Origin of the sequence: Borborobacter xinjiangensis (assembly GCF_047739745.1) — a bacterium.
Classification (GTDB): Bacteria; Pseudomonadota; Alphaproteobacteria; order Rhizobiales; family Rhizobiaceae; genus Pseudaminobacter.
The window spans coordinates 102,763-113,697 of the sequence record NZ_JBLLVA010000015.1 but is presented as its reverse complement, the minus strand read 5'-3'; the positions used below and the strand labels follow the sequence as shown (position 1 = coordinate 113,697).

The following is a 10,935-nucleotide window of genomic DNA, read 5'->3' as shown; positions in this document are numbered from 1 at the left end:
GGCGGCCCGTGCACCGGAGACTGCGACGATCGCCGCAGCGGAGCCGATGAGAAGGCTCTTGATATTCATTTTCTGACCTCCAGATCAAAACAGTCAAATGCAGAACTGGCTTTTTTCGGGTAATCCCCCGCCCAGTCCCTGTTACGAAAAAGCTGCGAAGAATCGCCCCTCTCTCGTGAGTGACATTACGCATCGAACCTCGTCCGACAACCCTGAATGCCATAGCTCGAGTATTTGGTGGAACGGGTTGCGGCCACCGTGTGGCAAAAAAGGCACAAACGTGGCAGGGTCGGAAAGGAATCGTTAATAAGTAGCAATAAGTAGAGCCTTTGGTCCTTCGAACTGGAAGTTTCAGGCGGGGTATGCTCTAAGTGCTTTTCTCGACCTCCAGTCGAGATGCGGCTCTGATCGTCTCTTCCATTCCCTGGGATATTCGATGCAGAGCCGCAGTTTGTTGCGTGTCTTTGTCAGCAATAACTGCTGGCGGCTTGTGATTCGCCCACCCGTCGTGCCTGGAAAACCGTGGCGGATAGCTAAAGCTCCAAGCGATCTAGATTTCGATCATCGAAATCATGGAACGGCGTTGCTCCAATGTTGCATCGCGATCACCCAACGTATTAGGCTAGATTGTCACCAGAATACCTGTCCACGTACACACCAACGTGTCGAGTACGAGCTCATATGCCTTTCCGAGAGGCTTTCTTGCGAACTCTGTCCACTGGGTCTACAGACCCGTAAAGAAGAACACGGCTCGGTGTCGTCGAGCGCGGACCAGTGCTCAGCTTCTTCTTGCTTACGGATCGGGCTCTACTCCATATTCACAGAAGCTGGCCGCCGGTACGAGGCAACGGTTTGCAGCTTCCATCCGGCGGCGGAATAGTCCCAGAGATATCGGTGCGGCCAAGGTCGGAAGGTATAGCGCGCCTGACCGATGTGGTGTGGAAGCAATGCAGCCAGGTCCTACCGCGCGGACTCGGCGGCCCACGACCATAGCGCGAGCTGGCCAGCTTCCACAAACACAAGCGCGAGTTCGATGTCCGGTCGCAGGACGAACCTTTGGGCGCGTTCGAGAGTCACCCGCGATTCAACCTGAGGCGAGCGCTCTAAACCCCGTCGTCTCACATCTCCCGAGACGGCGGGCTCTTTCGTTTGTCCGGAACAGAGGAACTTCAACGTACCAAGCCGGCGCCAGCACAGCCTGCAGGCGGAAACGATGCATCACCGCTTGAACCTAGGTGATTCCGAGGCTCACCTCCGCGCTTCAAGCTCCACGCCTTCCTCCAGCACAGGCACCGGCAGGAAGGCATTGGCCTCTAGCCACTCTTTTACCATCATGCGTATGAGGTCATTTCGGCCAAGATCCAGTTCGGCGGCGACGCACTGCAGCGCATCTTCCCATTCTGGATCGATCAGGAATTGTTCGGTGTTCCTGAGCCGCAGTGCGGCTCGTCTGAGCATCGCTTGCAAATCGGCACGTGACAGATCGGCAATCCGACCGGCCGCATGGTCGAGATCGTCGGCGAGTGCGCAAGCGGTCATGCATAGTCTCCCAAGCTCCAGATGCCTTCTGGAGAATTCGACCTTTCCAAGCAACAGATTTTTGCCGCGCTCTGTCAGTCTAAGCGGCGTCGGCAGACGGAATCTTTGCAATTTCACGAGCAGACCGCAGTGCGGAGCGGAACCGTGGCGCGATCAATCATCGCTTTCGATGGTCTTACGTAAAATGCTTGACACACACTCCCATAGAGGAGCCCCGCCAGAGGAACCGGCGAGCTTGACGTTGGCTATCAGGCGCTCCTTAGAACTTGCAGGAAATGTCGTTCGTACCAGTGTGCAATTTGGTGTCGATATCGATGGGCGTACCCCAACCGAGGTCGTCCGCACGGACAATGATGTTGCCCGTGAAATGTACTCAAGTACGACACTAGCCGTCGAGCCACATAAGTCTCGCTGCCATCCCGGCCGAGGATCGGGAGGCCTCGACGGAGGCCTTTGCATACGCCAAGCCCGCCATCACGAAAGCCAGGGAACGATCCGCCGCCAGACTCGCGCGGACGCGGGTCGAACCGTACCAGTCGAAGCTAGTCGGCTTCACCAAAAGCAATGTCTGCCCGCTCGCTCACATCGGAATAGTTGAAGTCATTCGAGCCGAACCGATATTCCCGTTCTGGAAATTCCAACTCCTGCGGAGCCTCGATCACAACGGCACGGCCGACATATGCTGCAGTAGAAGACAAAAAGGGCAGCTGCTGCCACGCGGAATCACATTCACCCAAGTTCAAGTTGATAACATAGTTGGCGACAATACCTCGGCGAATCTCTGTGACCAAACTGCCACAGGCGATATTTGCTTGTATTAGTAAGGTGTGCACAGGATTGAAAAGCGTGGTGCGTCTGGCGCGCTAATCTCCTGTCTCAGCGCAAGGAACTGGAGTGCCGCATCTTCGACTCCGGGAAGAACGTTGCGGTTATCAGGGGGGCCGTTCATGTGGTGGGCAACCGCAGCCACACATTCAGTTCCGGATCCTTTGATCCCGCCGAAGCTGAGGCCATTGCCTCGCCCTGACGAAAGGAGATGGCCCATGTAGCGGCGAGCATCGCCAAGGGCACCCATGATCCCGTTGAGTACACCACGGTGATCAAGCCCGTCCGCGACCCGTCACAACGGATCAGTGGATCACCAAGGGCGAAAATCCTTCTTGTTGGTCCGATGGTGGAAATTCCCGATGCCGGGATGGATGCCATGCTCAGTAATCCCAGCTGAGGTATCGGCTAAATAGCAAAAGAGGGCCGCCCATTGCTGGCCGCCCATCCTCCATTTCAGAACGGCTGACGTGGCAACTCCGACACCGGCGGCGCGAGTCCTTGGTGCTCCAGCGTAGCAAAGTACGCCCAGCTCGTATTGCGGACCGAAGCCACCACACCATCAAGGCATCAAGGGTAAGAAGGGTAGCGCTTTTGTAGTGGCCGTATGGAGTCGAGATTCGAGATGATCGCAAGACCGCAGGGTCGCCTCCTCCGCTGAGGTGGCTCGTCCTACACTGCGTGTGCGAGTGATACGAGGAGCCGGTTCTTCAAGTTCGCCGATATCGCCAGGAACTCGCGGCGGAGCAGTCGCGCTGGAGGCCGTTAGGCTCGACCGTCCCGAGTGCCCGGTCCCCCACCAGAGTAATTCGGCAGCAGATAATTCCTCGCATACATCAGACCATAGCGTATGGCGACAAACGTGACCCATCCGACGCAGCCAAGCCATCCAGCCGATCGACGGCTCGAAGTCCGCGCGCCGATGTGCAGCCACAGGGCCGCAGCATAACGATATGCGTCGCTTTCAATCCGGACGGCGGAAACGAGTGTCAGGAACAGGACGATCGCCGCCGCTTCTTCCAAAATTTCCTCATGACGAGGAAACTCATGGTCGCTTCAATCCGTAAGCGATTCGCGAGACATAGTCGCCAAATCGGAATTTCAGGACGCTCCAACGCTTGAATTTCGGGAGTTTAACCTCACGATATTGCGTTCGGGTTGCGATCGTCGTGTCTGCTCGGGTGACTTCCTCGAATGCCACAAACGGAACACGGGTGGTGAAGGTGCTGACACCAGTGGACCAGCCGCGTTCAAGGGCTAGATCGTAAGGAAGCCACATTGGCTTGAGCGCAACCAAAAGCCGCCGGGCGCCCTGCTGTGTCACGGCATAACACGCGGCCGAACCCTGTGGACCGTGAATGCAGCGGCCAAACTCGTCTCCGAGCGCAGAAATTCCATAGCGGATGAACCCGGTAGTGCGATGATTGACCAGCTTAAGAAGATCAATCGATGGCGAAGTCCGGAAAATCGCCTCCACCCTTTTTTCCAGATCGCTATTGAGGCGAATATCATCCTCGGCAATGATGGCGAGCTCGTAGCCTTCGTCAACGATGGTCTGGAGCGCGCTCAGATGGCTTTGGTAGCAGCCATACTCGCCCGCCAGAACTTGGCGTCCATGATTTGCCCGGAATTTTGCGGCGTCGAGGTCGCCGCGCAGACCTTCGGGAACTGCGGCTCCGTCAATCGCCGGCACCCGCCGCACCTCCAACCCGGTGCCGCGTCCGCTTTCGGCAAGCTTTGTCCAGCGTTCCTTGGACCTGGCGAGATTGATCACCAGGGTCGGCAGCATCTCACCAGCTTCATTCCCGTTGTCCCGATTGCCTCACGCGAAGGCAAGTTTCCGTGTTCATATCCGAACGGCGCAGTCAACGTAAGCAGATTTGCATATTTGCCGTTAGTCGCCGGATTGCCTAAGCGGATGGCGAAATATGTGCGTAGCCACTCGTCGGCAAGGCGCGATATGCCGCGGCTGGAGTGAGCGGCCTGGAGCATGACCCCCGTCGGAAATAACAACGAAAATCATGCTCCGCGGAGCTTCCGCTCGATAGGCTCACGCGTGGTAGGCGACCTCGCCATGCGACGACAGGTCGAGCCCTTGCGATTCGGCTTCGGCGCTCGGACGCAGGCCGACGATTGCGTCGACGACCTTGTAGAGGATTGCCGATCCGATACCACACCAGACGATGGTAACGGCGACCGCCATGATCTGCGTCCACACCTGGCCGACCATGGTCACGCCATCCGCATAGCCGATGCCGCCAAGCGAAGTCGACGCGAAGATGCCGGTGCCGATGGCGCCGATTATGCCGCCGACGCCGTGGATGCCGAAGACGTCAAGGGCGTCGTCGTAACCGGCGCGGATCTTCACCACCGTGACGAAATAATAGCAGACAGCACTTGCCGCGGCACCGAGCACGATGGCGCCGATCGGGCCGACGATACCTGCAGCAGGCGTGACCGCGACCAGACCCGCGATCATGCCGGAGGCCGCGCCGAGCATCGAGGCCTTCTTGCGCGCAACTGCTTCCATACCCGCCCAGGCAACGATCGCCCCGGCCGTTGCCGTGAAGGTGTTGATCATGGCGAGGGCTGCTCCGCCGTTGGCTTCCAGGTTTGAGCCCGCATTGAAGCCGAACCAGCCGACCCAGAGAATCGAGGCGCCAGCCATGGTCAGCGTCATGGAATGCGGCGCCATGTTGTCGCGGCCGTAGCCGGCGCGCTTGCCGATCATCATGGCGCCGACGAGGGCCGCGACGCCTGCGTTGATGTGGACGACAGTGCCGCCGGCGAAATCGAGCGCGCCCCACCCGAAGATCAGGCCGCTGGTATCCCAGACCATATGGGCGATGGGAAAATAGATAAAACTCACCCACAGCGCCACGAACAGGATAACCGCCGAAAACCTGATCCGTTCGGCAAAGGCGCCGACGATAAGCGCCGGCGTGATGCAGGCGAATGTCATCTGGAAGCAGATGAACACCATTTCGGGAATGACCACGCCGTCCGAAAAGGTGGCGACCGTGCTTTCAGGCGTCACACCCGACAGGAACAGCTTGCCCAACCCGCCCCAGAACGGATTGGTGCCGCCGCCGAAAGCGAAGGAATAGCCGTAGGCCGCCCATATGACGATCACCACCGCGACGATCATCGTGCATTGCATCAAGACGGACAGCATGTTCTTGGCGCGAACCAGCCCGCCGTAAAACAGCGCCAGGCCCGGCAGCGCCATGAACAGCACGAGGATGGTCGAAACCAGCATCCAGCTCGTATCGCCTTTGTCAGGCACGGGCAGAGCGGGCATCGCTTCCTGGGCAATGGCCGCGACGCTGCCGAATGCGCCGAGCAGACTGGCGCACGCCGCCGACGTCAATGTGAAATGGACTTTCATTGAAGGAACCTCCATGGAAACGGTGCTAAAGCGCGGCGGTGTCTGTTTCGCCGGTGCGGATGCGTACGGCTTGCTCGATGCCGAGCACGAAAATCTTTCCGTCGCCGATCTGGCCTGTTCGGGCGGCGTCGCTGATCGCCTCCACCGCCGGCTCGACCATGTCGGCGGCCACCGCCACCTCGATCTTCACCTTCGGCAGAAAGGAGACCGCGTATTCCGCGCCGCGATAGATTTCTGTATGACCCTTCTGCCGCCCGTAACCTTTGACTTCGGTCACGGTCAGCCCCTCGATGCCCATGGTGGTGAGGGCCTCGCGTACTTCGTCGAGCTTGAACGGCTTGATGATCGCCATCACGATCTTCATGCGATGTCACCCTTTGCTGATGCGGAAACCCGCGTTGCATGGCGCTCCGGCGCGAACCGCCGGCACACATTCAGGGGTGAATCAAGCTTTGTGCCAGTTCGGCAACAAACAAGTAAGTTGTTGCAAATTAAATGGTTTGCTGATTGCCAGCCGCAGCGGCGGCAAAGCAGATGACTATTTTTTAGGCAGAATTACTTCAATGCACATCATGCAGGCAAACGCCGCAGCCGGATCAGGCCTTCCTGGGCCACCGACGCAATCAGCGTGCCGTCCTGGCCATAGAGCGCACCGCGGGTGAAGCCCCGTGCGCCGGAAGTCGAAGGGCTGTCTTGCGTGTAAAGCAGCCAGCCGTTCAGCGGATGGGGGCGGTGGAACCACATGGCGTGGTCGAGGCTGGCAGCCTGGATGTCGCGATCGAAAACGGCGCGGCCGTGGGCGAAAGTGGAAGTGTCGAGCAGCGTCATATCGGACAGATAGGCCAGCACCGCCGCTTGGCTGGCCCGATCGGCTGGAACAGCGCCTGTGGTGCGTATCCAGATATGCTGGTGCAGGTCGAGCTTCTCGCGGCTGGTATAATGCTTCAGCATCACCGGCTTCATTTCCACGGGGCGATCGCGCTCCCAATAGCGGCGAATGCCTTCCGGCACCGCATCGCCGAACTGTCCGATCAAGTCCTGCTGGGTGCCGAGCGTGTCGGGATGCGGCACGCCGAGCGGCATGGACAGTTGATGTTCGAGCCCGCCCTCGTCGAGCTGAAACGAGGCTTCGAGCGAAAAGATCGCCTGGCCATGCTGGATGGCGACGACACGCCTGGTGGTGAAGCTGGCGCCATCGCGGATGCGATCGACCTCATAGATGATCGGCACGCTGGTATCGCCCGGCCGCATGAAATAGCCATGCAGCGAGTGGACATGCCTGTCGGGCGAGACGGTGCGCTGGGCCGCCACCAGCGCCTGCGCGATCGTCTGTCCGCCGAATACGCGCTGCCAGTCGAGCTTTGGGCTGCGACCACGATACAGGTTGTGTTCCAACTTCTCGAGGTCGAGAATGGTAAGGAGCTCTTGCATGGCGGCCGACATTTTTTCGCCCCCTTCGAGGATCGAGATTGGCAAGGTTGCAACAGGAACCTTCGGTCAAGTCAAGCAAGGCCAAACGGACGAGGAAGAGAACGATGGCACAAAAGTACTCCGCCGAACGGTTGCCGACCATCGACGTTCTCGTGGCTGGCGCGGGCTATGTGGGCCTCGCCACGGCGGTCTCGATGAAGCAGGCGCGGCCTGACCTGACGGTCGCCGTCGTCGACGCCGCTCCAGAGGGAATTTGGCAGCGCGACAGCCGCGCTTCGGCGGTTGCCGCCGCCGCCTGCCGCATGCTTGGCCGCCTCGGCTGCTGGGAGGAAATCGCGGCCGAGGCGCAACCGATCACCGAAATGATCATCACCGATTCGCGCAGCGCCGATCCGGTGCGCCCGGTCTATCTGACCTTCGGCGGCGAGGTCGCGCCCGGCGAACCCTTCGCGCATATGGTGGAAAACCGCGTGCTCAACGGCGCGCTTCGCCGCCGCGCGACCGAACTCGGCATCGACATCATCGAGGGTGTCGCCGTGCGCGCCTTCGAGGCTGGCATCGCCGGGATCGCGGTGCATGTCGCCGACGGAACCTCGCTCAATGCACGGTTGCTGGTCGCCGCCGACGGCGTCAACTCGCGCCTGCGTGACATGGCCGGCATCAAGACCGTGCGTTGGGAATACGGCCAATCCGGCATCGTCTGCACGGTCGCCCATGAACGTCCGCACCACGGCCGCGCCGAGGAACATTTCCTGCCTGCCGGACCATTCGCCATCCTGCCACTTACCGGCAACCGCTCTTCGATCGTCTGGACCGAGAGGACGCCCGATGCGGAAAGACTGATAGCGAGCGACGAACTGGTCTTCGAGATCGAACTTGAACATCGGTTCGGCCTCAAGCTCGGCGAAATCCATGTGGACGACAAGCCGCGTTCGTGGCCGCTCGGCCTGACGCTTGCCCGCGCCTTCGTCGCGCCGCGCTTTGCGCTTGCCGGTGACGCGGCGCACGGCATCCACCCCATCGCCGGCCAGGGACTTAATCTCGGCTTCAAGGACGCGGCCGCCCTTGCGGAAACCATCGTCGAGGCCGATCGGCTCGGCCAGGACATCGGCGCGCTCGACGTGCTGCAAAGGTATGAGCGTTGGCGTCGCTTTGATACGGTGCAGATGGGCGTGACCACCGACGTGCTCAATCGGCTGTTCTCGAACGATCTGGGGCCGATCAGGGCGGTTCGCGACATCGGCCTTGGACTGGTCGACCGCATGCCGCGCCTGAAGGATTTCTTCATCCGCCAGGCCGCAGGTCTGTCGCGAGAGGCCCCGCGCCTGCTTCGCGGCGAAGCGATTTGACAGACCTTTGACGCGTCGGCTGTGGCGAATCCGTCAAGGACCGCAAATCACTTGCAGCATACCGTCATGGCCAAGGGCGAGTTTGGTTCTATAGTCGGATGTCGCCGCAATGCCGGCTCGGAAGCGAACTGAAGGAGACAGAAATGAACCGCACCGCTACAGCCAATTGGAAGGGAAGCCTGACGGAAGGAAGCGGCACGCTCGATACGCAGAGCGGCTCCTTCGCGAGCACGCCTTATTCATTCAAGGGCCGGTTTCAGGACGAAAGCGGCAAGTCCGGCACCAATCCGGAGGAGCTGATCGCCGCCGCGCATGCCGGCTGCTTCGCCATGCAGCTTTCGCATTTCCTGGCGGAGAACGGCACGCCCGCCGAAAATCTCGAAGCCAAGGCGGTGGTGACATATGGTCCGGCGGCCGGCGGCGGTTTCGAGATCACCGAAAGCGCGTTGACGCTGGTCGGCAAGGTGCCCGGCATCGACGAGGCGAAGTTCAAGAAACTGGCAAATCAGGCGAAGGCCGGCTGCCCGGTTTCCAAGGCGCTCGGCGCCATCAAGATTTCGCTGGACGCGCGCCTGGCGTAGTTCGCCCGCAAGAATAGGGATGGGCGCCGGCGAGCGCCTGTCCGGACAGCTAGAGCACCGGACTGAAAAGTGAATCCGATTTCGGAACAATCGGACGCTCAATCAAAGTGTCAGAGCGTCCTTGTGCATCCGACTGGACGCGCGGCGCTCTAAAACCGCAAAATTCAGTGGGTGGCAATGCCCTGGTGTGCAGCCTCTCCCCACACGGTCTCGATACGAGCATCGCGGCCGCACGCATAGCGGTAATATTTGTAGCGAAGCGGGTTCTTCCGGTAATAATCCTGATGATAGGCTTCAGCCGGCCAGAAGGCCGGGGCGGCGGCAATCTCCGTCGCAATGGTCTGCTTCAGCACGCCTGCAACTTGCGCTTTTGACTTTTGCGCAGCCGCCAACTGGTCCTTGCCGACAGCGTAGATCGCAGTCGTGTAGCTGTGGCCGCGATCGCAGAACTGGCCGCCGCCATCCGTCGGGTCGACCGAGTGCCAGAAGACGTCAAGCAGCTTCTCGTAGCTGACCTTGCTGTCATCGAACTCGATCCGCACCGTCTCGCGATGACCGGCGGCGGTATGATCCTCGTAGGTCGGATTGTCGGAAGTGCCGCCGGTATAGCCCGAGGTGGTGGAGATCACCCCCGGCACTTGGTCGAAATCGGATTCGACGCACCAGAAGCATCCACCGGCGAAAATCGCCTGCTGCGTCTTTGCCGACGCCACGCCCACCAACGTGGTCAGGGCCGCGGCAATTGTAGCTGCGCTTAGAAAGAAAGCCTTGGCGAACATGGGGGAAACCCTCCTGCCGCCAAGACCTAGCCTATCGGCCGGTGGTTTCAAAATCACGTCGCAACACGCTCACGTGAATGGCAGCCTCGCCGCCGACTGCCGCTCGACCATCATCTTCTTGATTTCGGCTGCCGCGTCGCCGCAGGCGCGCAAGCGAAAAACCGATCGCCGCTCAGACCCGCCGTTCAACCATCATTTTCTTGATTTCGGCCACCGCGTCGCCGCAGGCGCGCAAACGGAAAGCCGATCGCCGGCTCACACCCGCCGCTCGACCATCATCTTCTTGATTTCGGCGATCGCCTTGGCCGGGTTGAGACCCTTGGGGCAGGTCTGGGCGCAATTCATGATGGTGTGGCAGCGATAGAGCCGGAACGGGTCCTCGAGATTGTCGAGACGCTCGCCCGTCGCCTCGTCACGGGAATCGATAAGCCAGCGATAAGCCTGCAGCAGCACGGCTGGACCGAGATAGCGATCACCGTTCCACCAATAGCTTGGGCAGGAGGTCGAGCAGCAGGCGCACAGGATGCACTCATAGAGGCCGTCGAGCTTGGCGCGGTCGTCATGGCTCTGCAGCCATTCCTTGGCGGGCTCGGGCGAAACAGTCTGCAGCCAAGGCTCGATCGAGCGATGCTGGGCGTAAAAATTATTCAGGTCCGGCACCAGGTCCTTGACCACGGGCAGGTGCGGCAGCGGATAGATCTTGACCGGGCCGGAAATGTCGTCGGCGCCCTTGGTGCAGGCAAGGGTGTTGGAGCCGTCGATGTTCATCGCGCAGGAGCCGCAGATGCCCTCGCGGCAAGAGCGGCGCAAGGTCAGCGTCGGATCGATGTTGTTCTTGATCCAGAGCAGCGCGTCGAGCACCATCGGCCCGCAATCGTCCATGTCAACGAAATAGGTGTCGATGCGTGGATTTTCGCCATCGTCGGGCGACCAGCGGTAAATCCTGTATTCGCGCAGGTTGGTCGCGCCCTCCGGCTTCGGCCAGGTTTTTCCCTGGCGCATCTGCGAGTTTTTCGGGAGTGCGAGTTCAACCATGCGACTGT

General features: G+C 60.3%; 11 protein-coding genes. 3 read left to right on the top strand and 8 right to left on the bottom strand.

Annotated elements, in window-relative coordinates; all coding sequences use genetic code 11:
* Window positions 1-1,248 precede the first annotated feature (1,248 nt).
* Both ACLKMW_RS16670 and ACLKMW_RS16665 read right to left on the bottom strand, forming a co-directional pair.
* The gene (locus ACLKMW_RS16670) at window positions 1,249-1,539 is read right to left on the bottom strand and encodes a hypothetical protein (protein WP_415725619.1); all 291 of its coding nucleotides are present in this window, start codon (window positions 1,537-1,539) and stop codon (window positions 1,249-1,251) included.
* 542 nt (window positions 1,540-2,081) lie between these two features.
* Window positions 2,082-2,330 (bottom strand): hypothetical protein, encoded by a 249-nt coding sequence (locus ACLKMW_RS16665; protein ID WP_415725618.1) that lies wholly within the window; start codon window positions 2,328-2,330, stop codon window positions 2,082-2,084.
* Between the two features lie 245 nt (window positions 2,331-2,575).
* Between ACLKMW_RS16665 and ACLKMW_RS16660 the strand changes: the two genes are divergently transcribed.
* A complete protein-coding gene (locus ACLKMW_RS16660) occupies window positions 2,576-2,764 on the top strand; it encodes a hypothetical protein (RefSeq protein WP_415725617.1) in 189 nt (62 codons plus the stop codon).
* Between the two features lie 645 nt (window positions 2,765-3,409).
* Here the strand turns inward: ACLKMW_RS16660 and ACLKMW_RS16655 are convergent.
* From ACLKMW_RS16655 to ACLKMW_RS16640, 4 genes are all read right to left on the bottom strand, one after another.
* Window positions 3,410-4,153, bottom strand: a complete 744-nt coding sequence (locus ACLKMW_RS16655) for a glycosyltransferase family 25 protein (protein WP_415725616.1) — start codon at window positions 4,151-4,153, stop codon at window positions 3,410-3,412.
* 261 nt (window positions 4,154-4,414) lie between these two features.
* The gene (locus ACLKMW_RS16650; protein ID WP_415725615.1) at window positions 4,415-5,752 is read right to left on the bottom strand and encodes an ammonium transporter; all 1,338 of its coding nucleotides are present in this window, start codon (window positions 5,750-5,752) and stop codon (window positions 4,415-4,417) included.
* A gap of 25 nt (window positions 5,753-5,777) precedes the next feature.
* Window positions 5,778-6,116 carry a P-II family nitrogen regulator gene (locus ACLKMW_RS16645; RefSeq protein ID WP_415725614.1) on the bottom strand — a complete coding sequence of 113 codons (339 nt, stop codon included), beginning with the start codon at window positions 6,114-6,116 and terminating at the stop codon, window positions 5,778-5,780.
* A 206-nt stretch (window positions 6,117-6,322) separates the two neighbouring features.
* A complete protein-coding gene (locus ACLKMW_RS16640) occupies window positions 6,323-7,195 on the bottom strand; it encodes an acyl-CoA thioesterase (RefSeq protein WP_415725613.1) in 873 nt (290 codons plus the stop codon).
* 92 nt (window positions 7,196-7,287) lie between these two features.
* Here ACLKMW_RS16640 and ACLKMW_RS16635 point away from each other — a divergent pair, with 92 nt between their 5' ends.
* Window positions 7,288-8,532 carry a ubiquinone biosynthesis hydroxylase gene (locus tag ACLKMW_RS16635; protein ID WP_415725612.1) on the top strand — a complete coding sequence of 415 codons (1,245 nt, stop codon included), beginning with the start codon at window positions 7,288-7,290 and terminating at the stop codon, window positions 8,530-8,532.
* A gap of 143 nt (window positions 8,533-8,675) precedes the next feature.
* Complete coding sequence (locus tag ACLKMW_RS16630; RefSeq protein WP_415725611.1) at window positions 8,676-9,113, top strand: OsmC family protein; 438 nt, start codon at window positions 8,676-8,678, stop codon at window positions 9,111-9,113.
* A 164-nt stretch (window positions 9,114-9,277) separates the two neighbouring features.
* Here ACLKMW_RS16630 and msrA read toward each other — a convergent pair whose 3' ends face one another.
* Entirely contained in the window at window positions 9,278-9,892 is a 615-nt protein-coding gene (gene msrA / locus ACLKMW_RS16625; RefSeq protein WP_415725609.1) for a peptide-methionine (S)-S-oxide reductase MsrA, read from the bottom strand.
* 255 nt (window positions 9,893-10,147) lie between these two features.
* Window positions 10,148-10,927, bottom strand: a complete 780-nt coding sequence (locus ACLKMW_RS16620) for a succinate dehydrogenase iron-sulfur subunit (RefSeq protein ID WP_415725608.1) — start codon at window positions 10,925-10,927, stop codon at window positions 10,148-10,150.
* Window positions 10,928-10,935 lie beyond the last annotated feature (8 nt).

Coding starts and splice junctions, on each gene's coding strand:
- msrA (WP_415725609.1), bottom strand. CDS start 9,892: ATGTTCGCCAAGGCTTTCTTTCTAAGCGCAGCTACAATTGCCGCGGCC.
- ACLKMW_RS16620 (WP_415725608.1), bottom strand. CDS start 10,927: ATGGTTGAACTCGCACTCCCGAAAAACTCGCAGATGCGCCAGGGAAAA.
- ACLKMW_RS16640 (WP_415725613.1), bottom strand. CDS start 7,195: ATGTCGGCCGCCATGCAAGAGCTCCTTACCATTCTCGACCTCGAGAAG.
- ACLKMW_RS16670 (WP_415725619.1), bottom strand. CDS start 1,539: ATGACCGCTTGCGCACTCGCCGACGATCTCGACCATGCGGCCGGTCGG.
- ACLKMW_RS16660 (WP_415725617.1), top strand. CDS start 2,576: ATGGCCCATGTAGCGGCGAGCATCGCCAAGGGCACCCATGATCCCGTT.
- ACLKMW_RS16650 (WP_415725615.1), bottom strand. CDS start 5,752: ATGAAAGTCCATTTCACATTGACGTCGGCGGCGTGCGCCAGTCTGCTC.
- ACLKMW_RS16655 (WP_415725616.1), bottom strand. CDS start 4,153: ATGCTGCCGACCCTGGTGATCAATCTCGCCAGGTCCAAGGAACGCTGG.
- ACLKMW_RS16645 (WP_415725614.1), bottom strand. CDS start 6,116: ATGAAGATCGTGATGGCGATCATCAAGCCGTTCAAGCTCGACGAAGTA.
- ACLKMW_RS16630 (WP_415725611.1), top strand. CDS start 8,676: ATGAACCGCACCGCTACAGCCAATTGGAAGGGAAGCCTGACGGAAGGA.
- ACLKMW_RS16635 (WP_415725612.1), top strand. CDS start 7,288: ATGGCACAAAAGTACTCCGCCGAACGGTTGCCGACCATCGACGTTCTC.